This window comes from Glycomyces mayteni, from assembly GCF_042428885.1.
GTDB lineage: Bacteria > Actinomycetota > Actinomycetes > Mycobacteriales > Micromonosporaceae > Glycomyces > Glycomyces mayteni.
The window spans coordinates 500,359-525,346 of record NZ_JBHMBP010000005.1 but is presented as its reverse complement, the minus strand read 5'-3'; the positions used below and the strand labels follow the sequence as shown (position 1 = coordinate 525,346).

The 24,988-nt window shown below is 73.7% G+C and carries 20 protein-coding genes; 5 read left to right on the top strand and 15 right to left on the bottom strand.

Annotated elements, in window-relative coordinates:
* The first annotated feature begins 82 nt into the window (after positions 1-82).
* The gene (locus tag ACFFXY_RS24015; RefSeq protein ID WP_382356585.1) at positions 83-1,246 is read left to right on the top strand and encodes a damage-control phosphatase ARMT1 family protein; all 1,164 of its coding nucleotides are present in this window, start codon (positions 83-85) and stop codon (positions 1,244-1,246) included.
* Positions 1,247-1,251: 5 nt separating this feature from the next.
* On the opposite strand, the gene ACFFXY_RS24010 is transcribed toward ACFFXY_RS24015, so the two are convergent.
* The 5 genes from ACFFXY_RS24010 to ACFFXY_RS23990 are packed head-to-tail and all read right to left on the bottom strand — an operon-like array spanning position 1,252 to position 6,962.
* Positions 1,252-2,112 (bottom strand): carbohydrate ABC transporter permease, encoded by an 861-nt coding sequence (locus tag ACFFXY_RS24010; protein WP_382356583.1) that lies wholly within the window; start codon positions 2,110-2,112, stop codon positions 1,252-1,254.
* Positions 2,102-3,055 carry a carbohydrate ABC transporter permease gene (locus ACFFXY_RS24005; RefSeq protein WP_382356581.1) on the bottom strand — a complete coding sequence of 318 codons (954 nt, stop codon included), beginning with the start codon at positions 3,053-3,055 and terminating at the stop codon, positions 2,102-2,104. The genes ACFFXY_RS24010 and ACFFXY_RS24005 overlap by 11 nt, the downstream gene beginning before the upstream one ends.
* Positions 3,055-4,317 carry an ABC transporter substrate-binding protein gene (locus tag ACFFXY_RS24000; protein ID WP_382356579.1) on the bottom strand — a complete coding sequence of 421 codons (1,263 nt, stop codon included), beginning with the start codon at positions 4,315-4,317 and terminating at the stop codon, positions 3,055-3,057. The genes ACFFXY_RS24005 and ACFFXY_RS24000 overlap by 1 nt, the downstream gene beginning before the upstream one ends.
* 12 nt (positions 4,318-4,329) lie before the next feature.
* Positions 4,330-5,934, bottom strand: coding sequence for an FAD-dependent oxidoreductase (locus ACFFXY_RS23995; protein ID WP_382356577.1), 1,605 nt, complete (start codon positions 5,932-5,934; stop codon positions 4,330-4,332).
* Positions 5,931-6,962 carry a LacI family DNA-binding transcriptional regulator gene (locus tag ACFFXY_RS23990; protein ID WP_382356575.1) on the bottom strand — a complete coding sequence of 344 codons (1,032 nt, stop codon included), beginning with the start codon at positions 6,960-6,962 and terminating at the stop codon, positions 5,931-5,933. Before ACFFXY_RS23990 ends, ACFFXY_RS23995 begins: the two co-directional genes overlap by 4 nt.
* 171 nt (positions 6,963-7,133) lie before the next feature.
* On the opposite strand from ACFFXY_RS23990, the gene ACFFXY_RS23985 reads away from it, so the two are divergent.
* A complete protein-coding gene (locus ACFFXY_RS23985; RefSeq protein WP_382356573.1) occupies positions 7,134-9,443 on the top strand; it encodes a hypothetical protein in 2,310 nt (769 codons plus the stop codon).
* Positions 9,444-9,499: 56 nt separating this feature from the next.
* Here the strand turns inward: ACFFXY_RS23985 and ACFFXY_RS23980 are convergent, their stop codons facing one another.
* The 4 genes from ACFFXY_RS23980 to ACFFXY_RS23965 all read right to left on the bottom strand — a co-directional run bounded on the left by ACFFXY_RS23980 (position 9,500) and on the right by ACFFXY_RS23965 (position 13,092).
* A complete protein-coding gene (locus ACFFXY_RS23980; protein ID WP_382356571.1) occupies positions 9,500-10,342 on the bottom strand; it encodes an ABC transporter permease in 843 nt (280 codons plus the stop codon).
* On the bottom strand, positions 10,339-11,265 hold the full coding sequence (locus ACFFXY_RS23975; RefSeq protein WP_382356569.1) for an ATP-binding cassette domain-containing protein: 927 nt from the start codon (positions 11,263-11,265) through the stop codon (positions 10,339-10,341). The genes ACFFXY_RS23980 and ACFFXY_RS23975 overlap by 4 nt, the downstream gene beginning before the upstream one ends.
* Before the next feature lie 147 nt (positions 11,266-11,412).
* Positions 11,413-12,222, bottom strand: a complete 810-nt coding sequence (locus tag ACFFXY_RS23970; protein ID WP_382356567.1) for a thioesterase family protein — start codon at positions 12,220-12,222, stop codon at positions 11,413-11,415.
* 9 nt (positions 12,223-12,231) lie between these two features.
* Positions 12,232-13,092 carry a sigma-70 family RNA polymerase sigma factor gene (locus ACFFXY_RS23965; RefSeq protein ID WP_382356565.1) on the bottom strand — a complete coding sequence of 287 codons (861 nt, stop codon included), beginning with the start codon at positions 13,090-13,092 and terminating at the stop codon, positions 12,232-12,234.
* Positions 13,093-13,161: 69 nt separating this feature from the next.
* Between ACFFXY_RS23965 and ACFFXY_RS23960 the strand changes: the two genes are divergently transcribed.
* Positions 13,162-13,905 (top strand): SDR family NAD(P)-dependent oxidoreductase, encoded by a 744-nt coding sequence (locus ACFFXY_RS23960; RefSeq protein ID WP_382356563.1) that lies wholly within the window; start codon positions 13,162-13,164, stop codon positions 13,903-13,905.
* A 34-nt stretch (positions 13,906-13,939) separates the two neighbouring features.
* Here ACFFXY_RS23960 and ACFFXY_RS23955 read toward each other — a convergent pair whose 3' ends face one another.
* Together ACFFXY_RS23955 and ACFFXY_RS23950 are read right to left on the bottom strand one after the other, a co-directional pair.
* A complete protein-coding gene (locus tag ACFFXY_RS23955) occupies positions 13,940-14,443 on the bottom strand; it encodes a hypothetical protein (RefSeq protein ID WP_382356561.1) in 504 nt (167 codons plus the stop codon).
* Positions 14,440-14,628, bottom strand: coding sequence for a hypothetical protein (locus ACFFXY_RS23950; protein WP_382356559.1), 189 nt, complete (start codon positions 14,626-14,628; stop codon positions 14,440-14,442). The genes ACFFXY_RS23955 and ACFFXY_RS23950 overlap by 4 nt, the downstream gene beginning before the upstream one ends.
* Positions 14,629-14,701: 73 nt before the next feature.
* Between ACFFXY_RS23950 and ACFFXY_RS23945 the strand changes: the two genes are divergently transcribed.
* Together ACFFXY_RS23945 and ACFFXY_RS23940 are read left to right on the top strand one after the other, a co-directional pair.
* On the top strand, positions 14,702-18,520 hold the full coding sequence (locus tag ACFFXY_RS23945; protein ID WP_382356557.1) for a CHAT domain-containing protein: 3,819 nt from the start codon (positions 14,702-14,704) through the stop codon (positions 18,518-18,520).
* An 85-nt stretch (positions 18,521-18,605) separates the two neighbouring features.
* The gene (locus ACFFXY_RS23940; protein ID WP_382356555.1) at positions 18,606-19,472 is read left to right on the top strand and encodes an alpha/beta hydrolase; all 867 of its coding nucleotides are present in this window, start codon (positions 18,606-18,608) and stop codon (positions 19,470-19,472) included.
* On the opposite strand, the gene acnA is transcribed toward ACFFXY_RS23940, so the two are convergent.
* Genes acnA through otnK form a run of 4 tightly spaced genes read right to left on the bottom strand, consistent with a single transcriptional unit; the run spans position 19,462 to position 24,987 of the window.
* Positions 19,462-22,041: an aconitate hydratase AcnA gene (gene acnA, locus ACFFXY_RS23935; protein ID WP_382356553.1), complete on the bottom strand. Its 2,580-nt coding sequence runs from the start codon at positions 22,039-22,041 to the stop codon at positions 19,462-19,464. The genes ACFFXY_RS23940 and acnA overlap by 11 nt on opposite strands.
* Complete coding sequence (locus ACFFXY_RS23930) at positions 22,038-23,093, bottom strand: Ldh family oxidoreductase (RefSeq protein ID WP_382356551.1); 1,056 nt, start codon at positions 23,091-23,093, stop codon at positions 22,038-22,040. The genes acnA and ACFFXY_RS23930 overlap by 4 nt, the downstream gene beginning before the upstream one ends.
* A complete protein-coding gene (gene otnC / locus ACFFXY_RS23925) occupies positions 23,090-23,725 on the bottom strand; it encodes a 3-oxo-tetronate 4-phosphate decarboxylase (RefSeq protein WP_382356549.1) in 636 nt (211 codons plus the stop codon). Before otnC ends, ACFFXY_RS23930 begins: the two co-directional genes overlap by 4 nt.
* Positions 23,722-24,987: a 3-oxo-tetronate kinase gene (otnK, locus tag ACFFXY_RS23920; protein ID WP_382356732.1), complete on the bottom strand. Its 1,266-nt coding sequence runs from the start codon at positions 24,985-24,987 to the stop codon at positions 23,722-23,724. Before otnK ends, otnC begins: the two co-directional genes overlap by 4 nt.
* Position 24,988: the final 1 nt, after the last annotated feature.

The following is a 24,988-nucleotide window of genomic DNA, read 5'->3' as shown; positions in this document are numbered from 1 at the left end:
CACGCACGTCCGAACAGCCGCACAACGGCACGCCACGGGATGGCATCATTGCCGCGTACCGCGAGCGAACGGAGTGGTGGAAGTGCCCGGACTGCCCCCGCACATCGGCATCGACCGGCCCGGCTCCTTCAGCCGCTCGGTCTTCCACGAGCGCCACCCCGTGCTCATCGCCAACCTCCTCGGCGACCACCCCTACCCGCCCCACATCGCCGAAGCCCTCGAAGCGCTCCTCGCCGAGTCCCTCGCCGGAACCGTCCCGCCCCGCACCCCCGGCGGCCCCGAGATCCACACCTGGCACCTCGAAACCGAGGCCCACGCGGGCCTGCCCTGGGACTCCCTGCCGTTCCTGTGGGCCGAGTCGTACTTCTACCGCCGCATCCTCCGCGCCGTCGAGTACCACCACTACGACAGCCCCTGGTGCGGCGTCGACCCCTTCGCGCCCCAGAAGCGCGCCCAGCTCGACGGCCCCGAACTGCGCGCCGACCTCGACGCCTACGCCGCCCTCGAAGGCGCCCACCCCGACGACCGCCGCCGCGCCCTCCTCCTCGCCGCCCTCTGGGGCAACCAGGCCGACCTCGGCTTCCGCACCGACAACCCCGACGCCTCCACCAGCGCCGGCGAGATCGTCGCCGACGACTCGGACGCCCTGTGGGCGCTGGCCGACGGGCCCGGGGACGCCCCCGTCATCGTCGTCGCCGACAACGCCGGCCGCGAGATCACCGCGGACCTCGCGCTCGTCGACCACCTCCTGGAGACCGGCACCGGCCCCGTCGAGCTGCACCTCAAGCCGCACCCGTACTTCGTCTCCGACGCCACCGGCCGGGACGTCCTCGACACGCTCGACGTCCTCGACCGCGACCCGCACGAGCCCGTGCGCGGCCTCGCCGGGCGCCTGCGGGACGCGATCCGGCTCGGCTGGCTGCGGCTGCGCGCCCACGGCGCGTACGTCCACCCCACCGACTACCGGACGATCCCCTCGGACCTCGCCGACGACTTCGCGACCGCGAAGCTCGTCATCCTCAAGGGCGACCTGAACTACCGCCGCCTCGTGGGCGACCGCCAATGGGACCCGACGACCCCGTTCAGCGAGGCCGCCGGGTACTTCCCGGGCCCGGTGGCGGCCCTGCGGACCGCCAAGTCCGACCTGGCCGTCGGCGTCGACCCCGCCCGGCTCGCGAAGCTCGACGCCGACGCGCCCGACTGGCGCCTCACCGGCACCCGCGCCTTCATCCAGGTGAAGGCGTAAGGGCCTCAGCCCTTCAGGCCCGAGTGGGCCAGGCTCTCCACGAACTGGCGCTGCGCGATCAGGAAGACCACCAGCACCGGCACCACGGTCATCGTCGCCGCCGCGAGCTGCGTGTTCCACATCTCGCCGCCGTACGGGTCGGTGAACCGGGTGAGCGCCTGCGGGAGCGTGAACAGCTCCGGCGACGTCAGGTACACCGTCGGCTCCAGGTACAGGTTCCACGAGGACAGGAACGTCAGGATCGCCACCGCCGACAGCGCGGGCTTCGCCAGCGGCAGGCAGATCCGCCGCCAGATCCCGAAGCGGCCCAGGCCGTCCAGGCGCGCGGCCTCCTCCAGCTCCACCGGGAGCGCGATGAAGAACTGCCGCATGATGAACGTCGCGAGCACGCACGGCGCCGCGAACGCCGTCACCAGGATCAGCGGCCAGTGCGTGTTCACCATCCCCGCCTGCTTGAACATCTGGAACAGCGGCACGATCGTCACCTCGCTCGGCACGAGCAGCCCGACGAGCACCACCACGAACAGCAGGTTCCGGCCGGGGAAGCGGATGCGCGCGAACGCGTACCCCGCCAGCGCCGACACCAGCAGCACCAGCACCGTCACCGTCAGCGCGATGTACACGCTGTTGAAGTACTGCCTCGCGAACGGCTGGAACGCGAACGCCTCGCTGTAGGCCGCCGCCGTGGGGGAGTCGGTGAAGAACGACGGCGGGGACGCGAAGATCTCGCTCAGCGGCTTGAACGACGAGGCGACCATCCACAGCGTCGGCACCACGAACGGCACCGCGAGCACGACCAGCGCCGCGTACAGCGCGATCCGGCGCGCGAGCGGCCCGAACCGGGCCGCGGGAGCGTCAGTCCTCATAGAACACCCACTTCCTGCGCAGCTGCCACTGGATCACCGTCAGCACCATCACGAACGTCAGGAGCATCAGCGCGAGCGTCGAGCCGTAGCCGATGTCGTTGAAGCTGAACGCCTGCTGGAACACGTAGTACACGAGCACCGTCGTCGACAGGCCCGGCCCGCCCTCGGTGAGCACCGCGATCTGCGCGAACGACTGGAGCGCCCCCACGATCGTGATGATCGCCGTCAGCAGCAGCGTCGGCGAGATCAGCGGCAGCGTGATCTTGAAGAAGATCCGCCGCGCGTCCGCCCCGTCGAGGCGCGCGGCCTCGTACAGCTCCCCGGGAACCCCTTGCAGCGCGGCCAGGAACAACACCATGTTGATGCCGACGCTGCGCACCACCTGCGTGAACGTCACCGCGACCATCGCCGTCGGGCCGCTCTGGAGCCAGTTCGGGCCGTCCACGCCGACCGCCGCGAGCACCCCGTTGACGCCGCCGTTGTCCTGGAGCAGGAACCCCCACACCAGGGTCCACGCGACCACCGACACCACCACGGGCGAGAAGAACAGCGTCCGGAACAGCACCGCGCCCTTGAACCGCCGGTTCAGCATCACCGCCAGCGCCAGGCCCAGCACGATGTTGAGCGCCACGACGCCGCCGGAGAACACCGCGGTCGCGCCGAGCACGCTCGGCAGCGCCGGGTCGTCCAGGGCCGCCTGGTAATTGCCGCCGCCGACGTACGTCAGCTCCCCGGTGAAGATGTTCCAGTCGTTGAGGCTGTACCAGACCGCCAGCCCCACCGGCACGATCACGAACACCAGCACGCCGAGGAGCTGCGGCGCGATGAACAGGTAGCCCGCGGCCGCGTCGGCGCGGCCCAGCGTCCACCACCGCCCGCGCCGCGCGGGAGCCCCCGGGGCGGCCGAGGCCGTCCCGGGAGCGGATCGGGTGCCGATCGCCATTACCCGGCGACCAGCAGCGGGTCGATGGCCGAGCACACCGAGGCGAGCACGCCCGGGATGTCGGCGTCCGGCGCCCACATCGCGTCGAGCTCGGTCTTCGCCTTCTGCGCGATCTCGGCCGGGTTCGTGTGGTTCGGCAGGGTCACCGCGTCGGCGATCTGGTCGACCACGACGGTCTGGAGCTGCTCGGCCGTGAACTTCTCGTTGTTGGCCGCGAGGGCCTCGCCGGTCAGCAGCGACTGGCGCGGCGGCGGGAAGTACTGGGCGAGCTGCGCCGCGTTCTCCGGGTTCGTCAGGAACGCGAGGAACCCGGTGGCCGCCTCGGCGTTCGCGCTGGAGGCGAGGACGCCCATGCCGGCCTGGCCGATCACCGAGTAGTCGCCCGCGGGGCCCGCGGGCAGCGGCGCGATGTCGTACGCGAAGGACCCGTCGAGGTTCCCGGCGCGCGAGACCTGAGCGACCGCGAAGGCCGCGTCACCGGCGAAGAAGTCGGCGGTCGTGCCGGGGCCGGGCATCGACTCGTCGGTGTAGATCGCCTTGTGCAGGAACGTGAACGCCTCGGTCATCTCGGGGCTGTCGAACCCGCACTCGGTGCCGTCCTCGTTCCACGCGCTGGCGCCGAACCCGGTCCAGACGGTGGCGAGGGTGTTCCACGAGGAGTAGTTGAAGTCGTTGACGACGAAGCCGCCCTTGCCGGTGGCGTCGTGGACGGCCGCGCCGATCTCCGACACCTCGTCCCAGGTGAGGCCCGCGGGGTCGAGGGTCTGCCCGGCCTCGGCGAGGAGGTCGGTGTTGACGTACAGGGCGAAGGGGGAGTTGGAGAACGGGTAGGCGTACAGCTCGCCGTCCCGGCTGAACTCGCCGGTGACGCTGGGGAGCAGGTCGCCGTAGTCCCAGCCTTCGGTGCCCTCAAGGGTCTCGGTGAGGGGGACCAGGGCGCCGGAGTCGATGAGGTCGGCCGAGAGGTCGCCCATCCACGCCAGGTCGGGGGCGTTGCCGCCCGCGATCTGGGTGGTCAGGGTGGTGTTGTACTCCTCGAAGGGGAGGCTCTCGAACGTGATCGACTTGATCTCGGGATGGTCGGCGATGTAGGCGTCGGCGATGGAGTCGAAGAGCGCGAGCTGGTCCTCGTTGGAGGTCCAGACGGACATGCGCAGTTCGATGTCCTCCGTGGCGGCTTCAGTGCCGCCGCCGCAGGCGGCCGTGGTCGCGAGTGTTCCCAATGCGAGGGCGCTGACCAGCTTCTTTGCTGTCGTGGGCATGATGTGTTCCTTTTAGTAGCCGATGATCTCGGGCCAATGGATTTCGACGCCGGCCTCGGTGAGGGCGGCCTGGAACCGGCGGACCAGTTCGGGTTTCGCGAGGACGTCCCCGGGATGCAGGGAGCGGTCGAGGCAGAACGCGGCGAGCTCGCCGGCGGATTCGCCGACGTTCCACTCGACGGGGTGGAGCCGGTAGGCGCCGTTGGTGATGTGCGTGGTGCCGATGTTCTTGGCGGCGGGCAGGAGGTTGCGGGTCCGGACCGGGACGAGGGCCCCGAGCGGGATCTCGAAGGGGGCGCACTCGACGTCGATGTAGTTGTCGCCGCCGGTGGAGGGGTGCAGGTCGATGCGGTACATGCCGACGCCCACGGAGTCCTCGAAGCGGGCGGGGCGGCCGTGGCCGCGGACGGCGACCGCCACGTCCTGCTCGACGACGGTGCGCATCGCGCGGATGCGCCGGGACTCGCGGATGTACGGCGCCTGCGCGAAGCCGTCGCCGGTGCCGACGACGTCGCCGCGCAGGCGCAGCCCGGGCCACCCGGTACCCCCGTCGGGCCGGGGGGCCTCGGTCTGGAGCCAGTACACGAACGCCCGCGACTGGGCCTTGGCGGCGCGCAGGTGGACGTCCCGGTCGGGCGTGTCGATGACGTTGCCGCCCAGGTAGTCCAGTTGCGGCCAGTTGGCGAGCACGATGTCGCTGTCGAGGCTGCCGGGCAGGAACGTCTCGCGCGCGGCGATGCGGCGGAACACCCACAGGTCGAGGTCGCCGGGGTCGTCCCCGTGGGCCTCCTTGCCGCCGACGGTGTCGTACGGCGGGTTGACGTGGAAGGTGCGGGTCTCCGGTTCGAGCGTGCGCGGGCTGGGGGCGGTGAACGAGAGCATCGCGTCGCCCCAGAAGGCGGGGGCCAGGGACCGCCAGTGGTCGTAGTCGGCGGGCCGCTCGATGGTGTGGTCGCCCTCGACGTGGTCGAACACGAAACACCAGGCGATGGACTGCATGTTCTCCGGCTGCGCCGTCGCGGGCGCGCTGGGCTCGCCGGTCTCGTCGCGGCCCTCGGCGCCGGTGACGTACGCGGTGCCGGTGAGGGGGAGGAGGTCCCCGGTCTCGGTCGCGTCGAGCACGAACGCGGCCTCCACGACCGTGTCGTGCCTGGTGTCCTTGTCGCGCAGGGTGACCGAGCGGACGATGCCGTCCACGGTCTCGGCCGCGACGGGCACGTGCGGCTGGAGGACGGTGAGGCGCCCGCTCGACAGATGCGGGGCGAGCATCTTCGTGATGACCGCGAGGGCCGCGCGCGGCTCGTGGCAGAGGCGGCTGACGCGCCCGCGCCCGGGGTTGAGCTGCGGGTCGCGGCGGGCCTCGTCGGTTAGCGGGTAGGCGTCGCGGTAGTACGCGCGGATGCCCTCGCGCAGCGCCCGGTAGGTGGCGGTGACGCCGAACTGCTCGACCCAGACGTGCTCATCGGGAGGCACGGCCTGGCTGGTGAGCTGCCCGCCGAGCCACGGGTACTCCTCGGAGAGGACGACCCGGCGGCCGCGGCGCAGGGCCGCGAGGGCCGCGGCGACGCCGCCGAGCCCGCCGCCGACGACCGCGATGTCGGTCTTCAGGTGCGTCATCGGGCACCGCCGCGCACGGTCAGGGTCTCGCCGAACGCCACTTCGCCCTGGAGGAGCCGCTGGATCTCGATGCCGCCGTGCTCCTCCGCGGGGGCGGAGATGAGCTGCTGGAGGAGCGCGAGCGCCTCGGCCGCGACCTGCTGGCGCGGGGTGTGGAAGCCCGAGAGGGCGCGCCCGCCGATGCGGTGGCCGCGCACTTCGGCGAGGGCCGCGAGCGACAGTCCCGCGCCCGCCCCGCCGAGGACCAGGGCGGCGTCCTCGATGAGGAAGGCGTCCTCGGCGAACACGGCCGTGGCCCCGGAGCGGGCCACGACCTGCGGCAGGTCCGACAGGTCCGCGCCGACGGCGAACGGGGCGACGGCGAGCGCGCCGGGGGCCCGCCCGATCGCCGAGAGGCGGTCCCTCGCGGTGGGGCTGTTCAGGTCCCGGTGCAGGTAGAGCACCTTCTCGTGGCCCAGCTCGACGGCGCGGTCCAAGAGCCGCCCGGTGAGGGACCCGTAGTCGATCCCCACGTACGGCACGGGCGCGTCGGTCTCGTCGCGGCGGCCGACGGCGACGAACGGGAACGACTCGGCCACGAGCCGTTCGAGGTCCTCGCCGTCCATCTGCTGGCCGAGCAGGACGCAGCCGTCGGCCAGGCGCAGCCGCGTGTTGCGGTGGAACAGGCGCCTGCGACCCTCCTCGACGGGGGAGGAGGTGAAGAACAGCAGGTCGCAGCCGAGGCTCTCGGCGGCGCGCTCGATGCCGTTGAGCAGCGGGCCGTAGAAGTCCATGGACTCGGGCGTCAGCGCCGACTCGTACGTGAAGACCCCGAGGATCTTGTTGTCGAGACCGGCGAGGCGGCGGGCGGCGGGGTCGGCGACGTACGTGGACTGCTCGATGGCGCGGCGCACGCGCTCGCGGGTGGCGTCGGGGATGCGGATGTTGGACCCGTCCCGGTCGTTGAGCACCATCGAGACGGTCGTCTGGCTGACTCCGGCGATGCGCGCGATCTCGCGCTGCGTCACCTTGCCGGGCTTCCCTGTCATCTGTCGTTGTCCCATCGATCTCGATAATGCGCATTAGCAGCGCGGTCCTCGGAACGATAATACGTAACATCAAAATCCGCAAGACCCCTTGACACGCCAGCGCCCGGCCCGGCACGATGAGCGGCACTCGCAGATAATGCGAATTATCAGAACCAGCATGGGAGACAGACGATGACGTCTGACCGATCAGAGTTGACCCGGCGCGGCCTCCTCGGCGCCACGTTCGCCGCGGGCGTGCTGCTCGCGGCCGAGGCGAGCCCCGTCGAAGCCTGGGCCGCCGAGGGCGACGTCCAGCTGAGTGCGAGCGGCGTCAGCATCCTCGCCTCCGTGGGCGGTCGCCTCGCGATCCGCGACGGGAACGGCACCACCCGCTCGGCGGGATCGAAGTTCCAGATCAAGGACACCGCCGCGGGCATCCAGCTCTCCACCGGCGGCACCCCCGTCCTCACCGCCCTCGCCGACGGCACCCCCGCGATCCGGATGGACTACACGATGCCCGCCGCCGCGGGCGCGGTCGCCGTGTACGGCCTCTTCACCGTCGCGACCAACCGCGTGCACCTCGAATGGCACGTCACCGGCCCCGCCACCCTCATCCCCGAGGGGTTCCTCTTCAGCCGCGCCGTCCAGGCCCCCACCGAAGCGGACGCGTACGTGCCCGTCACCGAGTGGGTCCGCGACACCGGCGGCGGCATCCCCTACGAGCACACGACCGGCATCGCCCACGCCTCCACCTGGGGCGCGCTCCACGGCATGTTCCTCCTCGCCGACTCCCGCCAGGCATGGACCAACGCGACCTGGATCCACGCCCCGGGCGTCGCCCAATCGGACGGCTCGATCGTCTCGACCGCCGACTTCTTCTTCAGCGCGAAGCGGCCCTCCGCGACCGCGTCCATCGGCACCGCCCAGGACCTCGGGATCGAGATCTGGACCGAGCAGCCGTTCAACCTCTGGGCCGCCGCGGGGGCGACCGCGAGCCTCCACGTCCAGGTCGCCAACGGCTCCAACACGACCCGCGCCGTCGACCTCGACTGGTGGGTCAAGGACTTCAACGGCACGCGGCTCACCTTCGGGAACCTCACCGGGTCCGTGCCCGCGGGCGGCACGTGGGACCACGTCATCAGCGTGCCCACCTCGGCCGCGGGCATCGCCACCGCCGAGGTCGCCGCCTCCTACGGCGGCCAGGAGGCGTTCGCGCGCACCAACATCGCCGTCCTCGGCGCACACTCCTACCAGTCCGGGTCCGAGAGCATGTTCGGCATGGCGAACTACCCGTGGCTCCAGGTGCCCTCGGCCGACGCGCTCATGGACCTGTGGCAGCTCGCGGGCGTCAACCGCGTGCGCATCGCCTACGACGGCGGGCCCGGCCTGCCGCCCGCCGAGTTCGACGCCCGCGGCATGGCCCACAACGTCGAGCTGCAACCCGACCTCACCGTGGACGCCGAGGCCGCGGCCACGTGGGCGCAGGTCAACACCGACATCGCCGTCGCCGCCGGGGCCGAGTACTTCGAGGTCGGCAACGAGCTCAACCGGCCCTTCAACACCGGCCAGGCGGCCCAGGCGTACATCGACAAGGCGATCCGGCCCGTCCGCGACTACGTCACCTCGATCGGCGCCGACGTCAAGCTCCTCAACAACGGCCTCGCGGGCATGGACGAGCCGTGGGTCGAGAACTTCATCGCGGGCGGCGGCTGGGACCTCATCGACGGGTTCGCCTACCACCCCGGGCGCGGCAACTTCACGCCCGACTACATCCCCTCCGGCGACGACTGGGACGAGGGCCCCACCGGCACGTACTGGAACTTCCTCGGCGGCCTGCGCAGGCTCCAGGCGCTCATGGCGGTCCACGGCGAGAAGGAGGTCTGGCTGACCGAGGCGTACGCCTGCACCCGCCCCAACGGCTGGTGGAACGACACCTACCGGGCCGCCGCCGAGAACGTCTTCCTCACCCTCGCCCTCGCCAAGGCCGAAGGCATCCGCAACGTCTGCTGGTACCAGTTCCACGACTCGGTCCTGGGCAAGCCGCAGGTCGCCAACCCCGAGGACGTCGAGTACCACTTCGGGCTCGTCAACCGCGACACCAGCCTCAAGCCCTCGCTCCTCGCGTACGCCACGGCCGCAAGGGAACTCGACCAGGCCACCCCGCGCGGCTGGCTCGCCTTCGCCGACCCGCTCGCCAAGGGCCTCCTGTTCGACACGCCCGCGGGCGAGGCCGCGGTCCTGTGGCACCGCGCCGACGGCTACGTCCTCAACACCGACCACGACCCCGCCGGGCGGGACTTCGCCGCCCCCGAGGTGTGGGAGGACCACTGGCCCACCAAGACCGGGCTGTCCGTCAAGGCCGCCGGGACGAGCCTGACCCGCGTCGACTGCATCGGCCAGCGCTCCGCGGTGGCCGTCAGCGGCGGCAAGGCCACCGTCACGCTCGACGGCGCCCCGCGCCTGTTCCTCGGCACCGACCTCGCCGCGAACCTCGTCGCTTAACAGGCAAAAGGGCCGCCCCGGGGGAGTGTCTCCCCGGGGCGGCCCGCCTCATGCGGCTACACGTCGGTCTTCTTGAGCCGCAGCGCCGCCGCGGCGAGCGTCACCGCCACCCATCCGGCGAACACCGCGATCCCCGCGCCCGGCGAGAGCCGGTCGGAGGTCTCCGTCAGCGCGTAGACCGCGCCGCCCGCGTTCGACGGGAAGTACGGGTTCAGCGTGTCGTACCAGGAGTCGGGGAGCAGCATCGCCAGGCCCGGCAGGATCAGCAGGACGCTCACCAGCGCGGCGATCCCGCCCGCCGGGGACCGCAGCAGCGCCCCCAGCGCCACCCCGAACACCGCCACGAGCCCCAGGTACAGGGCCGCGCCGAACAGCGCCCGCAGCACCCCGTCGTCGGTGAGCGACAGCGAGATCGCCTCGCCGTCGAGCCCGACCGAGCCGATCAGGAACGCCGCGAGCACCCCGACCGCGCTGACGGCGAACACCGCGCCGCCCGCGAGGATCGCCTTGGCCCACAGCACCGGCAGGCGCTTCGGGACCGCGGCCAGCGTCGAGCGGATCGTCCCCGTCGAGTACTCGCCCGCGGTCGACAGGACCCCGAACACGCCCGCCACGAGCGACGCGAACGACAGGCCCATGACCGCCAGGCTCACCGCGTCGAGCGGCCGCCCCGAGATCCCGGGCGGGCCGTCGGTGACGCCGGCGCCGTCGTAGGTGAACGCGCCGATCGACCCGAACAGGCCGAGCAGGACCAGGCCCAGCGACAGGCAGATCCATGTGGACCGGATGGTCCGGAACTTCGTCGTCTCCGAGAGCAGGACCCGGCCGAACCGCACCGGCCGCACCCTCGTGCGCTCCCGCCCGCCCTCCGCGGGGCGTTCGATCGTCATGGCGCTCATCGCGCGCTCCTTCCGTCCGCCGGGGCACTGCGGTACTCCAGCTCGTCAGTGGTCAAGTCCATGAACGCCTCCTCCAGGGAGGCCCCGAGCGGCGTCAGCTCGTGCAGCGCCACCCCGTGGCGCAGCGCGATCCGCCCGATCTCGCGCGCGTGCAGCCCCGACACCAGCAGCTCCGTCTCGTCCGAGGCGGTCACCGTGACGTCGGGCCCGGCCAGCAGCGCTTGCAGCCGCGCGGCCTCGTCGGACCCCACCTTCACCGAGCCGGTGCCCGTGGCCCGCACGAACGCGTCCACGGTGGTGTCGGCGAGGAGCCGCCCGCGGCCGATGACGATGAGGTGCTCGGCGATCTGCGCGGTCTCGCTCATCAGGTGCGAGGACAGGAGCACCGCCCGGCCCTCCGCGGCCAGGGACTTGAGGAGGTTCCTGATCCACAGCACCCCTTCGGGGTCGAGCCCGTTGACCGGCTCGTCGAGCATGACGACCTCCGGGTCGCCGAGCAGCGCGGCGGCGATGCCGAGGCGCTGGCCCATGCCCAGGGAGAACGCGCCGACCCGCTTGTGGGCGACGCTGCCGAGCCCGGCCAGGTCGATGACCTCGTCGACGCGCTTGCGGTCGATGCCGTGGGTCTGGGCGAGGGCCGTCAGGTGGCCGACCGCGGAGCGCCCGGGGTGGACCGACTTGGCCTCCAGGAGCGCGCCGATCTCGTGGAGCGGGGCGCCGTGCCCCGCGTAGGCGCGGCCGTTGACGGTGACCCGCCCGGCCGTGGGGGCGTCCAGGCCCAGGACCATCCGCATGGTCGTGGACTTCCCGGCCCCGTTGGGGCCCAGGAACCCGGTGACCTCGCCGGGCTTCACGGTGAAGCTCAGCCGGTCGACCACGGTCTTGTCCCCGTAGCGCTTGGTCAGTTCGCGTGCCTCGATCATCGCGGTTCCCTCGTTCCCTTCACCGCCGCGTTCTGCTCGCGGCCTCATGGGAACGACGCTACGGACGGGAACCTCTCACCGCGTGGGCCTGGACGCGGGTCTTCGGGAGGCCCGGGTCGTACCTGGGTCGTACCCGGGCCTACGCGCTCACGCTGAGGCGGGCCGGGGGCGGATCGTGAGCGTCTGCTGCGCGTGCCCGAAATGCCCGGCCGTGTCGTGGAGGGCGCTGGAGGTCGTGCCCAGGCCCGAGGGCCCGAAGACGACCGTGGTGTCCAGGCCGAGCCACCGGCCCACGGGCTGGCGGAACAGGTGGATCGTCAAGTCCACGTTCGGGAACAGCCACGCCTCGGGGCTCTCGCGCACGGCCGCGCCGTTCGCGGTGTCGACCAGGCCCGCGAGCCGCGCGAGGGCGCTCGCGTCCTCGCCCGCGGCCACCGGGACCTTCGCGCCGATCCACACGGTGATCCGCCCCGGCCGCGGCGTGCCGACCGGGCGGGCCTCGATCGAGCGGATGTACCCGCCGGGCCAGACCCGCTCCAGGTCGACCGGTTCGGCCGTCTCGGGTCCGGGCAGCGGCGCGTCCTCGCCGCCCGCGATCTTCTCCGTGTCGAGCACGACCGCCCGCCACACCCGCGCCCGCACGGCCGCGCGCCCGCCCGAGACCACCGTGGCCTCCAGGAGCTCGATCGTGCGTCCCGGCCGGACCACGGCCACCTCGACGTCGAACGGGTCCAGCGTGAGCACCCCGAGGATGTCGACGCTGATGCGGCTCACCGCCATCCCGTCGGGGCCGCGCCCGGCGCAGAACCGCTCCACCTCGTGGACGATGAGCCCGTTCATGGGGCTGATGTGCTGCTCGCGCGTGTTCCAGGCGCCGCCGGTGTGGGGCGTGGGCCGGAAACGCGCGGCGTCCGCGCTCTGGTCGAGGCGGACGAAGTAGCCGTCGTGTTCGGTCATGCAGTGAATCTAGGGGACGTGGAGTTCGAGCGCAGTGAGCGCCGCCTCGTCGCCGATCGCGCGGATCTCCGCGATCCGGTCGCCCTCGAAGCGGAGCGTGAACACCATGAGCAGGTTGCCGCGCGGCACCACGGCCACCGCGACCTCGCCGTCCAGGAGCACGGCCCGCGCCAGGCGCGCCTGACCGGAGAACGCCTCCGCGACCGCCCGCGCGCCGACCAGGTCCGCGCCGCCGCTGAGCCGGATCGCCGCCTCGTCCAGGCGCAGCGTCACGCTCGGGTCCAGCAGCGTCAGGAGCGTGGTGAACTCGCCGTCCCTGGCGGCCTGGAGGAACGCCTCCACCGCCCGGTGCCGCCGTGCCAGGTCGCCGTCGACCGCGGTGGTACCGCGGACGCGGGCGCGGGCCCGGCTCGCGATCCGCTGCGTGGTCTCCGGGCTGCGCTCCACGATCGGCGCGATTTCCGCGAACGGCACCGCGAACAGGTCGTGCAGCACGAACGCGAGCCGCTCCACCGGCGACAGGGCGTCGAGGACCACCAGCATCGCCAGGCCCACCGAGTCGGCGAGCACCGCCTCCTCCTCCGGGTCGGCCCGCCGCCCCAGGCGCACCCGCGGCTCCTCGCCGTCGAACGGGTCCTCGCGCCGCGACTGCCGCGACCGCAGCAGGTCCAGGCACACCCGGCCCGTCACCGTCGTCAGCCACCCCGCGAGGTTCTCGACCTCCGACACGTCCGCGCGCGACGCCTTCAACCAGGCGTCCTGCACCGCGTCCTCGGCCTCGCTGAGGGAGCCGAGCATCCGGAACGCCACCGCCCGCAGATGCGGCCGGTGGCCCTCGAACTCAAGAGCCGAGATGTTTTCTTCGCGCATCCGTCTGGTTCCTCCGCTGCGATCCGTCAGAGCAGTGAGAGCAACCCCGACAGGAAGCAGATGGTAGCCATGGAAACTCCGATCATCCAAACCGCGCTCGTCACCGGCGCGAACAAGGGCCTCGGCCTGGAGACCGCCCGCCGCCTCGGCGCCCAGGGCTGGAAGGTCTTCCTCGGCTCACGCGACGAGGCCCGCGGCCGCGCCGCCGCCGACACGCTCGCCGCCGACGGGATCGACGTCGTCTTCGTGCAGCTCGACGTCACCGACGACGCGTCCGTGGCCGCCGCCGAGCGCCTCGTCCGCGAGCACGCCGACCACCTCGACGTCCTCGTCAACAACGCCGGGTCGCCCGGCGCGATCGTCCACCCCGGCGAGGCCCTGCCCGCCGACCTGGTACCCGCCTTCGAGGTCAACGTGTACGGCCCGGTCCGCGTCACCCACGCGTTCCTGCCGCTCCTCCAGGCCGCCGACAACCCCCGCGTCGTCAACGTCTCCAGCGCCGCCGGGTCCTTCGCCGTCGTCACCGACCCGGGCCAGGCCGTCTCCAAGATGCACGAACTCGCCTACACCACTTCGAAAGCCGCCCTGAACATGCTCACCGTCCGCTACGCCCAGGCGTTCCCGGGCATCAAGTTCAACGCCGTCACCCCCGGGGAGGTCGCCACCGGGAAGTTCGCCGCCACCGACATGAACGGCCACCGCGGCCAGCTCACCGTCACCGAGGGCTCCGACCCGTTCATCCGCCTCGCCCTCCTCGACGCCGACGGCCCCACCGCGACCTTCACCGACCGCCTCGGCCACGTCGACTGGTGAACCCGCGCCGCGGCGGGGGCGCACGCTCCCGCCGCTACCGGGCGAGGGCCGCGTCCAGGACCGCGCAGGCCGTGAACAGCGCCAGGAACACCAGCTGCGCGACCTGCCCGGCCAGCACCCACCGCGCCATCAGGTTGTTGCCGTGCCGCAGCGAGATCAGCTCCGCGACCTGGAGGCGCCCCACCAGGTTCCCCGCGTCCACCGGATGGTCGCCCCAGTGCTCCCGGAGCATCGCCGACAGCGTCGCCTCGGCGGCCACCTCGTACCGGTACGCCCGGCCCGCCCAGATCCCCGCCGCCGCGGCGACGACGAGCGCCGCCAGCGACACCAGGTACCCGGCCCGGAGCCACCCGGGCGCGCCGCCTTCGACCTCCAACGGCGCGAACAGGACCACGCCCGTCATGAGCGTCAGCAGCACCGCCGCCGCGCTCACGAGCCACTGCGACCTCGCCTGGAGGCTCACCCGCCGCCCGTGCTCGCCCGCCAACTGGGCCGCGATGTACTCCGTGTACACCTGCCCCTGCGCCGCGTCGCTCATCCCTCCGGCCGCTCCCGGCGGTCGAGCGCCATGTCCGACCCCTCCGCGCCCGAACCCCTGACCTCGTCGGTCCGCAGCCACGACGCGTCCGGCGGCGGCCGCGTCCCCGCCGCGGGCTCCGGCGGGACCGACCCGGCCGGGACGGGATCGGTGTCGGGAGGCGATGCCTCGGCGTCACTTGCCATCCGCCCATCGTAGCGAGCACGGCCCGCCCGAATCCCCTAGCCTGGAAGGACTCCCGAACGAAAGGGGTCGGGCATGACGCCGGTCTCCGCCCTGATCGACCAGCTCACCGCCGCCGTCTCCGGCGAACCGGGCGACCCCGTCGACGAGCGCGCCGCCGCCCTCGCCGCCGAACTGCGCCTCCGGCGCATCACCGACCTCCCCACCGCCCTCCGCGCCTCCCTCGCCATCGCCCTGTTCCACTTCCTACGCGGCGAAGCGGCAAGCGCCGCAGGCATGTTCGCGGTCATCGGCCAGATCGACCCCGCCGCCGTCCCCCAGGCGCTCCGCGGCCTCATCGACCACGACGACGACCCGCAGCGCGAACGCCTCCTGAGGCTGGCCGCCCTCCACGCGTACGCGGCCGACACCGCCGACCCGGCCGCCGCCAACCTCGCCGCCGCCTACCTGCGCGTCGCCGACGCCGACGGCTTCGACCGGCTCGCGGCGCTGGCCGACGCCCTGTGGCGGCGATGCGAACTCGTCAAAGACCCCGACGACGCCGCCGAAGCCGCCGAGACCGGGCGGCGCTGGCTCGAACTCGCGCCGCCCGACCACCCCGGCCTCGCCCACCGCTGGTGGCGGCGCGGCCTCGCCGAGTTCGCCCGAGACGCACACGGCCGCAGCACCCTCGACGCGGCGATCGACTGCTTCCGGGCCGCCGTCGCCGCCGCCCCCGACGACGACCCGCAGGCCCGCGCCTACCGGTTCGACCTCGCGCTCACCCTGCACCGCCGCGCCGACGGGAGCCGCGACACCGGCCGCATCGACGACGCCATCGCCGCCTGGCTCGCCTGCGCCGCAGGCGAAACCGACCCGAACCCCGCGCTGTTCAACCTCGGCACCATGCACCAGGCCCGCTACGAGGCCACCGGCGACCCGGACTCCCTCGACGCGGCCGTCGACGCCTGGAGCGCCGCCGCGCCGGCCTTCAGCGCGCAGCCGCAGCTCGCCGAACTCCTCGCGCTGCTCCTGGCCGACGCCCTCGCCATCAGGTCCATGCGGGCCCGGTCCCTCGCCGACGCCGACACCGCAGCGGGCCTCCTGGAGGCCCTGATCGCCCAGGGCCCCTTGCAGGACGAGGCGCGGGCGCACTCCGAACTCGCCAACGCCCGGTTCACCCGCTACCGCATCGGCGGCGACAGCGCCGACCTCGACCGCGCCGTGGACGCGTCACGGCACGCCGTCGCGACGACCCCGCCCGGGACGCCGATGCTCGCCGTCCGCATGTCCAGCCTCGTCAACGCGCTGCGCACCCGCCACCACATCGCCGGGGACCCCGCCGACCTCACCGAGGCGGTGGCGCTGGCCCGGCAGTCCGTGGACCTCCTCGCCGACGGCCAGCCCGAGGCCGGGGTGGTGCTCGGCAACGCCGCGAACGCGCTGCGGGCCGTCTTCGGTGAGACCGGCGAACCGTCCGACCTGGAAGCCGCCGTCACCGCGGGCGGCGCGGCGGTGGACGCCCTGGGCGAGTTCGACTTCCGGCGGGCCGACGCCCTCATGGACTACTCGATGACCCTCCGCGAGTCCGCCGAGGCGACCGGCGACCTCGACCGCGCCGACGCCGCCGTGGCGGCCGCGCGCCTGGCCGCGGAGGCGCCGACCGGCGGGGCCACCAGCGAACCGGCGAGGCTCACCCACCTCGCGACCGCACTGCGCACCCGCTTCACCCTCAACGCCGACGCCCGCGACCTCGATGAAGCGGTGCGCGCCGCCGAAGCGGCGGTCGCGCTGACCCCGCCGAGCGAGCCGAGGCGCGCCGCGGCCCTGGACGAGCTCACCGCCGTGTCCCTGGTACGCCACCACCGGTTCGGCGACCCCGACGCGCTCGCCGCCGCCATCGATCTGGGCCGCGAGTCGGTCTCGCTCACCTCCCCAGGCCACAAGGAGTTCCCCGGCCGCCTCACCGTCCTCGCCAACGCCCACTTCGTGCGCTTCCAGGACTCCGGCGACGAGACCGACCTGCACGCCGCCGTCGCGCTCATGGAGCGGGCGGTCGCCGCAGCGCCCGGCCGCGAGCGGGCCGCCGCGATCTTCCGACTCGACCTCGCCGAGCTGGTGCACCGCCGCCACCTCGCCCTCGGCGACCCCGGCGACCTCGACCGCGCCGAACACCTCGTGCGCGAAGCGCTCGACCTCACCCCCGAGTGGAGCGCGGCCCGCGGCAACATGCTCTGGCTGCTGGGCAGGGTCCTGGCCGAACGGGACGACGACCTGGCCGCCGCCGAGACCTTCGCCGCCGCGGCCGCCGACACCGCGGGCCCGCCCGCGCTGCGCATCCGCGCCGCCGACGCCGCCGCGAGACTCCTGATGCACCAAGACGACCCGCAGGCCGCGCTCCCGCTGCTGCGCACCGCCGTCGGCCTGCTCCCGCGCCTCGCCTGGCACGGCCTGTCCGAAGCGGACCGCCGCCACCTCCTCGAACAGGAGGCCGCGATCCTCGCGATGGACGCCGCCGCCTGCGCCCTCGCCACCGGCGACCCCGCCGAAGCCGTGCGCCTCCTCGAACAGGGCCGCGGCGTCCGGTGGGGCCAGCTCCTCGACCGCCGATCCGACCCGACCGGCCTCCAGGCCGCCCACCCCGGGCTCGCCGCCGAACTCGACCACTGCCTCACCGCGCTCCGCGGACCCGAGGCCGACCGCCTCCTGGAACCGGACCGGGCCCACCGCGCCTCCTACGACGCCGCCCGCCGCCTCGACGCCCTCCTGGAACGCATCCGGGCGCTCCCCGCCAGCCCGGCCCTCCCGCACCCCGCGGAGTTCATGGCCGCACCGGCCCTCGAACGGCTCCTGCCGCCCCCGGGGACCGGACCCGTGGTCGTCCTCAACGCCAGCCGCTGGCGCTGCGACGCCCTCATCGCCGCCGACACCGGCGTCACGAGCCTGCCGCTGCCGTTCACGCACGCCGAACTCACCGAGCAGACCAACCGCTACCTGACCGCGCTCCAGCGCAACCGCGGCCCGCGCCGCGACCCCGAACTGGAGATCCAGGCCAACACAGTCCTCGAATGGCTCTGGAGCCACGTCGCCGCACCCGTCCTCGACCACCTCGGATTCGCGCCCGGCCCCGGCCCGCTGCCGCGGATCTGGTGGAGCCCCACCGGACCCCTGACCCTCCTGCCGATCCACGCCGCGGGACACCACCACACCGACGACGGCCGCACCGTCCTCGGCCGCGCCGTCTCCTCCTACACCCCGACCCTCCGGGCCCTCGCCCACGCCCGGACCCAGACCCCGCCGGGCCGCACCGGGCCCGCGCTCCTCGTCTCCATCCCGAACACGCCCGGCGGCTTCGCGACCCTCCCCGGCGTCGACCGCGAACGGCGGCAACTCACCGGCCTCCTCGGCGGCGACGTCGCCGCCCTCCACGACGCCGACGCCACCCGGACGGCCATGATCGAGGCCCTCGGCGCCCACGCCGTCGTCCACCTCTCCACCCACGGCGTCCAGGACCTCGCCGACCCCGCCGCGGGCGGCCTCGTCCCCTACGACTGGCAGACCGCCGGGCGCATCCGCGCCGACGACGTCGCCGACCTGCCCGCCCGGCCCCGCAGCCTCGCGTTCCTCTCCGCCTGCCAGACCGCCACCGGGGGAGCGGTGCACCTGGAGGAGGCCGTCAACGTCGCCGCCGCGATGCTCCACGCCGGATGGCCCCACGTCGTCGGCACCCTGTGGACCGTCTTCGACGGCGCCGCCGCCGCGATCGCGGAGCACTTCTACACGCAGGTGATCGAAGACGGCCGGATCGACCCGGCCCGATCCGCCCGGGCCCTGCACGAGGCCGTCCGCGCCCTGCGCGCCGAGGAGCCGCGCGACGCCGCCTACTGGGCCCGCTTCATCCACCTCGGCCCCTGACCCGCCCCCGCGGAAAGCGGTCTCACGCGGTATAAGTTGACCGCACCCAACCCGCCGCACCACGCGCCACACCACGGAGGCCCCCATGCCGGTCCACCCCTACTTCACCGCCGTCTTCAGCGGGGAAGGCGAGCCGTTCGCCGAAGGGCCGTGGGACACCAGCGGACTCGCCGTCGAGGACACCGCCGTCGACGGCCCGCACGGGCCCGTGCCCGTCCGCGCCTACCGGCCCGAGGGCGAGCTCGGCGGCGCGATCCTGTGGGCCCACGGCGGCGGCTTCCGCCACGGCGACCTCGACATGCCCGAAGGACACGTCGTCGCCGCCGAACTCGCCCGCCGCGCCCAGGCGCTCGTCGTCTCCGTGGACTACCGGCTCGCCGACGGCGAGACGACCCTCTACCCCGTGCCGATCGACGACGTCCACGCCGCCTGGACCTGGCTCGCCGGACTCGGCGAGCTCGCGGACCTGCCGATCGGCATCGGCGGGGCCAGCGCGGGCGGCGCGCTGGCGGCCTCGGCCGCCTTGCGCGCCAGGGACGTCGGGCCGCGGCCGGCCGACGCGCTGCTGCTCGCCTACCCGTTCGCGCACTACCCGAACCCGTCGCTCGACTGGGCCCTGTACCCGGAGATGGCCGAGGTCCCGGCCCGGTTCGGACCCGAGGATGTCGAGGGCATGGTCCGCAACTACGTGGGGCGCATCAGCGACGTGCCCGCCGACGCCCTCCCGGGCGCGGCGCGGCTCGACGGGCTGCCCGCGACCCGCGTCCTCGTCTCCGAGTACGACGACCTGCGGGCCTCCGGAGAACTGCTCGCGCGCCAGCTCGCCGAGGTCGGCGTCCCGGTCGAGACGTGGGTCGCGCCGGGCATGACCCACGGGCACCTCAACCACCTGCCGCGCCTGCCCGAGATCGACGAGTCGATCACTTTCCTCGCCAAGGGCCTCAACGGCTGAAGCGGGTCCGCAGCACGTACGGCATGATGCCGCCGTGCCGGTGGTAGGCGACCTCGCGCGGGGTGTCGAGGCGGACGGTGACGCGGAACTCGCGGCCGTCGGCGCGCACGGTCGCGGTCGTCTCGCCGATCCCGGTGACCGTGTAGGTCTCGAAGCCGGTGAGCCCCAGCGTCTCCGCGCTCTCGCCGGGAAGGAACTGGAGGGGCAGCACGCCCATGCCGACGAGGTTGGAGCGGTGGATGCGCTCGAAGGACTCGGCGATGACGGCCTTGACGCCCAGCAGCGCCGGGCCCTTCGCCGCCCAGTCCCGTGAGGACCCCGTGCCGTACTCCCTGCCCGCCAGCACGATGAGCGGGACCCCGGCCTCGCGGTAGGCGGCGGCCGCGTCGAACACGGTGGCCGCCTCGCCGTCGCGGACGGTCCAGCCGCCCTCGGTGCCGGGGGCGAGGCGGTTGCGCAGGCGCACGTTCGCGAACGCGCCGCGCACCATGACCTCGTGGTTGCCCCGCCGTGAGGCGTAGGTGTTGAAGGCCCGCTCGGGGACGCCGCGGTCGTGCAGGTACCGGCCCGCCACGGTGTCGGCGCCGATGGCGCCGGGCGGGGACATGTGGTCGGTGGTCGCGGTGTCGCCCAGGTGCAGCAGCACGCGGGCGCCCGCGATGTCGCCCACCGGCTCCGGCTCGGCCGGGAGTCCGTCCAGATAGGGCGGTCGCCGGAGGTAGTCGGAGGCCGCGTCCCAGGCGAAGACCGCGCCCTCGGGCGCGTCGAGGGACCGCCAGCGCTCGTCCCCGCCGAACACGTCGGCGTACGCCTCCGCGAACATGCCGGGGTCGACCGCCTCCGCGATGACCGCGTTCACCTCCTCGGGGCTCGGCCACAGGTCGGCCAGGAACACCGGCGCCCCTTCGGCATCGGTGCCGAGCGGCTCGGCCGCGAGGTCGGCGTCCATGGTCCCCGCGAGGGCGTATGCGACGACCAGGGGCGGGGAGGCGAGGAAGTTCATGCGCACCTCGGGGTTGATGCGGCCCTCGAAGTTCCGGTTCCCCGACAGGACCGCCGCCACGGACAGGTCGCCCTCGCGGACGGCCCGCGACACTGCGGGAATGAGCCCGCCGGAGGCGCCGATGCACGTCATGCACCCGAACCCGGTGAGGTGGAACCCGAGCGCGTCGAGGTGCGGGGTGAGCCCGGCCTTCGCGAGGTAGTCGGCGACGACCCGGGAGCCGGGGGAGAGGCTGGTCTTGACCCACGGCTTGGGCCGCAGGCCGCGGCGGTCGGCGTTGCGGGCGAGGAGCCCGGCGGCGACCATGACCGCGGGGTTGGAGGTGTTGGTGCAGGAGGTGATCGCGGCGATGGCCACGGCCCCGTTGTCGATGGAGGATACATCGCCACCGATGTTCACTGTCGTCGGGCGGGACGGCCGGTCCAGTGACTCCCTGAAGCGGCCGCGGGCGCGGTCGAGCCGGACCCGGTCCTGCGGGCGGCGCGGCCCGGCGAGCGAGGGGACCACGGTCCCCAGGTCCAGGTCGAGCGTCTCCGCGTACCGCGGCGGGCGCTCGGGGTCGTGCCAGAGGCCCTGCGCCTTCGCGTACGCCGCAATGAGTTCCACTTGCGACTTGGGGCGGCCGGTGAAGCGCAGGTAGCGGATCGTCTCGGCGTCGATCGGGAAGTACGCGCACGTGGACCCGAACTCGGGGCTCATGTTCGCGATCGTGGCCCGGTCGGGGACGCCGAGCGCGGCCACGCCCGGCCCGGAGAACTCGGTGAACTTCCCGACCACGCCGCGCCCGCGCATCAGCTCCGTCAGGTGCAGGACCAGGTCGGTGGCGGTGGAGCCGGGCGGGAGCGCCCCGGTGAGGCGCACGCCCACGACCCGGGGGAGCGGGATCGACACCGGTTCCCCGAGCATCGCCGCCTCGGCCTCGATCCCGCCGACGCCCCAGCCGAGGACGCCGAGGCCGTTGACCATCGTCGTGTGCGAGTCGGTGCCCAGGCACAGATCGGGGAAGGCCCAGCCGTCGCGGGCCTCCACGACGCGCGCGAGGCGCTCCAGGTTGACCTGGTGCATGATCCCGGTCCCGGGCGGCACCACCGCGAAGGAGTCGAAGGCGACCTCGGCCCACTTGAGGAACCGGTACCGCTCGCCGTTGCGCTCGTACTCGCGCTCCGTGTTGAGCGCCAGCGCATCCGGCCTGCCGAAGTGGTCCACGATCACCGAGTGGTCCACCACCAGCTCGGCCGGGATGAGCGGATTGACCCGCGCGGGGTCGCCGCCGCGGGCGGCGACGGCGTCGCGCATCGCGGCGAGGTCGGCGAGGGCCGGGACGCCGTTGGTGTCGTGCAGGAAGATCCGCGACGGGTTGAGGTCCACGGCGGTCGCCGTCCCGGTCCCGTCCCAGGCCAGGAGCGCCTCGACCTGGTCGGCGGGGACGCCGTGGCGCAGCAGGTTCTCCAGGACGATCCGCAGGCTGTACGGCATCGTCGCGGGCGCGAGGCCCGCGATCCGGTGGATCCGGAACCGCTCGCCTCCCACGGCGAGTTCGTGCTCGGTGCCGTTGCGGGCGTTCATGCTCGGGTTCCCTCTAGCGTGAACGGGACGCCGCGGTCCTCGGCGAGCGCCCGCAGGTCCTCGATGGTCTTGGCGGGCAGCACGACGCCCTCGCGGCGGCCGCGGGCCTCGTTGCGCGCCTCGATCTCTCCGGGCACGACGACTTCCGCGGCGCCGGGCGCGGGCGTCACGCCCTTCGTGGTCGCGATGAGGTCGGCCATGCGCCGGTCGAACTCGCCGCGGTCGATCAGCGCGTCGACCCGGATCGCGAGCACGAGGTGCCCGCAGCCGCTCCGCTCGCCGGCCACGTACGGCCCGGTCACGCCGGTGGCGTAGGACGAGCCGGTGAGGACCCCGGAGAGGACGTCCATCATGAACGCGATCGCGTACCCCTTGTGGCCCGCCATCGGCAGCAGGGTCCCGGCGATGGCCGCGGTCGGGTCGGTGGTCGGCGCGCCCGTCTCGTCGGTGGCCCAGTCCTGCGGGATCGGTTCGCCGCGTTCACGGGCGGCGTAGATCTTCCCGCGCGCCACGAGCGTGTTCGCGATGTCGAGCACGACCGGGCCGTGCTCCCCGCCGGGCACCGCGATGGACCACGGGTTCGCCCCGACGGTCTTCTCGCGCCCGCCCCACGGCGCCATCGCGGGGCTTCCGTTGGTGGTCAGGATGCCGACGCACCCGGCCTCGGCGATCCGCTTGGTCCAGTAGGCGGCCGTCCCGAAGTGCCCGGAGTCGCGCACGGCCACCACGCCGACGCCGTGCCGTCCGGCGCGCTCGACCGCCTCGCGGCAGGCGCGGTCGGCGAGGACCTGCCCGATGCCGTCGCGCCCGTCGACGACCGCGACGGCGCCGAGGTCGGCGACCGTCTCGGGTTCGGTGCGTGCCTTCATGGCCCCGGTCTTGAGCCTGGCGGCGTACCAGCCCAGTCGCAGCATCCCGTGCGACGGGTGGCCTTGCAGGTCGGCGGCGGTGAGGCTGGCGGCGACGAGTCGGGCGTCGTCCTCGGGCACGCCGAGCGAGGCGAGGACGGCGGCGCCGAACCCGGTGAGGCGGTCGGGGTCGATGGCGGTCATCGGCGGGTCCTCTCGATCTGTTCGGGGGTGAGGGGCCGGTTCGGCACCCCTTGGAGCAGCAGGAAGATGCGGGCGGTCGCCTCGATCTCCTCGATCGCGTCGGCGGCTGAGGCGAGGTCGCGCCCGGCGGCGACCGGGCCGTGGTTGGCGAGCAGCAGCGCATGGTGGTCGGCCGCAGCGGCCTCGGCGACCGGCCCGAGCGCCGTGTCGCCCGGCGCGTGGTACGGGAGGAGCGGGAGGCGGCCGACGCGCATCGCGTAGTAGGCGGTGAGCGGCGGCAGCGCGTCGGCGGGATCGAGCCCGTCCATGCAGGACACGGCGGTCGCGTACGGGCTGTGGAGGTGCACGACCGCGCGCGCGTCGGGCCGGGCCCGGTAGAGCGCGGCGTGGAGGAACAGCTCCTTTGTCGGAACCGCGGGACTGATCGGGCCGCCGCTGCTGTGGCGGCCGTCGTGGTACCGGCCGCTCGTGTCGAGACGGGCGAGCCCGTCCGGGTCGAGCGTGCCGAGGCTGGCGCCGGTCGGGGTGACCCAGATCGAGTCGCCCTCGCGGACGCTGAGGTTCCCGGTGCGGCCGTGGGTGAGTCCGCGCTCGAACAGCGAGCGGCCCGTTGCGACGAGTGCTTCCCTCATGCGGCGGCGCTCCTGACGAGCAGGTCCGGGGCGCCGAAGTTCCCGGACTTGAGCAGCAGCGCCAGGCCATCGGCGGTGACGCACCAGGGCACGCCCCGGTCCGCCTCCGCGCCGACCTCGACGGCGCGCACGCCGAGCGCCTCGACCACGGCTCCGGAGGTCTCGCCCCCGGCGACCACGAGCCGCCGCGTCCCGGCCGCGACCGCCTCGACGGCGAGCGCGGCGAGGGTCCGCTCCAGGATCGCGGCCGTGTCGGGGCCGAGCCGGCTCGCGCCGCGTTCAGCGGCGGGCGCGGAGGCGTAGACCATGGCCGGTCCGCCCGGGTGCGCCTTGCGCCAGGTGCTCGCTCGGGCGAGCAGTTCGGCCGGGTCGCTTGTCGAGGCAGGGTCGAGCCGGTACGAGGGGAACGCCTCGCGTGCGGCGGCGACCTGCGCTAGCGTCGCGGCCGAACACGACCCGGCCAGCACCAGCCCGGGTGTCGACGGCGGTTCGGGAACCTCGGACGGCCTCGCGGCGCCCGCGGGACCTTTCGAGGCGGTGCGAGCGGCCCCGACCGGCGCGGCGCTCCCGGTCGCTTCCGCGAGTCCGAGAGCTCCGGCGAGGCCCGCCCCGCCGGTGGCGAGTGCGAAGCCGCGGGCGGCCTCGGCGACGGCCGTGAGGTCCTCGTCGGCGGTCGCGTCGGCGACCACATGGCGGACGCCTTGCGCCGCCAGCGTTTCGAGTCGCGCGCGGACGGCCGCCGGGCCGCGGCGGACCGTGTCGAGCCGCAGCAGCCCGACCGGGTGCGGGGTCTGGCGGGCGAGGACGCGGACCAGGTCCGAGTCGGTCATCGGGGTCAGCGGGTGGTGCCGCATCGATGAGTCCGACAGCAGGCGGTCCTCCACGAACAGGTGACCGCGGTAGACGGTGCGGCCGTGGGCGGGGCTGGCCGGGCAGACGACCGCGAGGGCGCGGCCGGTGGCGTCGAGCAGGGCGTCGGCGACCGGGCCGATGTTCCCGGCGTCGGTGGAGTCGAACGTCGAGCAGTACTTGAAGTAGGCCTCGGCGACCGGCCCGAGCCAGTCCCGCACCGCCAGTGCGGCGGCGACGGCCTCGGCCGCCGGTACATTTCGGGTCTTCACCGCAATGACGACGGCGTCGCATTCGGGCAGCGGCTCACCCGGCTCGGGCCGCCCGAAGCGCAGGACGGTCCGCAGGCCCGCCCTGCGCAGCGACGCGGCCGCATCGGTCCCGCCCGTGTAGTCGTCGGCGACGCAGCCCATC

What these genes read in the sequence shown, in the direction of transcription:
- ACFFXY_RS24000 (WP_382356579.1), bottom strand. Translation starts at nt 4,317, where the DNA reads ATGCCCACGACAGCAAAGAAGCTGGTCAGCGCCCTCGCATTGGGAACA.
- ACFFXY_RS23930 (WP_382356551.1), bottom strand. Translation starts at nt 23,093, where the DNA reads ATGACCGCCATCGACCCCGACCGCCTCACCGGGTTCGGCGCCGCCGTC.
- ACFFXY_RS23960 (WP_382356563.1), top strand. Translation starts at nt 13,162, where the DNA reads ATGGAAACTCCGATCATCCAAACCGCGCTCGTCACCGGCGCGAACAAG.
- otnK (WP_382356732.1), bottom strand. Translation starts at nt 24,987, where the DNA reads ATGGGCTGCGTCGCCGACGACTACACGGGCGGGACCGATGCGGCCGCG.
- ACFFXY_RS23965 (WP_382356565.1), bottom strand. Translation starts at nt 13,092, where the DNA reads ATGCGCGAAGAAAACATCTCGGCTCTTGAGTTCGAGGGCCACCGGCCG.
- acnA (WP_382356553.1), bottom strand. Translation starts at nt 22,041, where the DNA reads ATGAACGCCCGCAACGGCACCGAGCACGAACTCGCCGTGGGAGGCGAG.
- ACFFXY_RS23980 (WP_382356571.1), bottom strand. Translation starts at nt 10,342, where the DNA reads ATGAGCGCCATGACGATCGAACGCCCCGCGGAGGGCGGGCGGGAGCGC.
- ACFFXY_RS23995 (WP_382356577.1), bottom strand. Translation starts at nt 5,934, where the DNA reads ATGACGCACCTGAAGACCGACATCGCGGTCGTCGGCGGCGGGCTCGGC.
- ACFFXY_RS24010 (WP_382356583.1), bottom strand. Translation starts at nt 2,112, where the DNA reads ATGAGGACTGACGCTCCCGCGGCCCGGTTCGGGCCGCTCGCGCGCCGG.
- ACFFXY_RS23950 (WP_382356559.1), bottom strand. Translation starts at nt 14,628, where the DNA reads ATGGCAAGTGACGCCGAGGCATCGCCTCCCGACACCGATCCCGTCCCG.
- ACFFXY_RS23970 (WP_382356567.1), bottom strand. Translation starts at nt 12,222, where the DNA reads ATGACCGAACACGACGGCTACTTCGTCCGCCTCGACCAGAGCGCGGAC.
- ACFFXY_RS24005 (WP_382356581.1), bottom strand. Translation starts at nt 3,055, where the DNA reads ATGGCGATCGGCACCCGATCCGCTCCCGGGACGGCCTCGGCCGCCCCG.
- ACFFXY_RS23975 (WP_382356569.1), bottom strand. Translation starts at nt 11,265, where the DNA reads ATGATCGAGGCACGCGAACTGACCAAGCGCTACGGGGACAAGACCGTG.
- ACFFXY_RS23955 (WP_382356561.1), bottom strand. Translation starts at nt 14,443, where the DNA reads ATGAGCGACGCGGCGCAGGGGCAGGTGTACACGGAGTACATCGCGGCC.
- otnC (WP_382356549.1), bottom strand. Translation starts at nt 23,725, where the DNA reads ATGAGGGAAGCACTCGTCGCAACGGGCCGCTCGCTGTTCGAGCGCGGA.
- ACFFXY_RS23990 (WP_382356575.1), bottom strand. Translation starts at nt 6,962, where the DNA reads ATGACAGGGAAGCCCGGCAAGGTGACGCAGCGCGAGATCGCGCGCATC.
- ACFFXY_RS23985 (WP_382356573.1), top strand. Translation starts at nt 7,134, where the DNA reads ATGACGTCTGACCGATCAGAGTTGACCCGGCGCGGCCTCCTCGGCGCC.
- ACFFXY_RS23945 (WP_382356557.1), top strand. Translation starts at nt 14,702, where the DNA reads ATGACGCCGGTCTCCGCCCTGATCGACCAGCTCACCGCCGCCGTCTCC.
- ACFFXY_RS23940 (WP_382356555.1), top strand. Translation starts at nt 18,606, where the DNA reads ATGCCGGTCCACCCCTACTTCACCGCCGTCTTCAGCGGGGAAGGCGAG.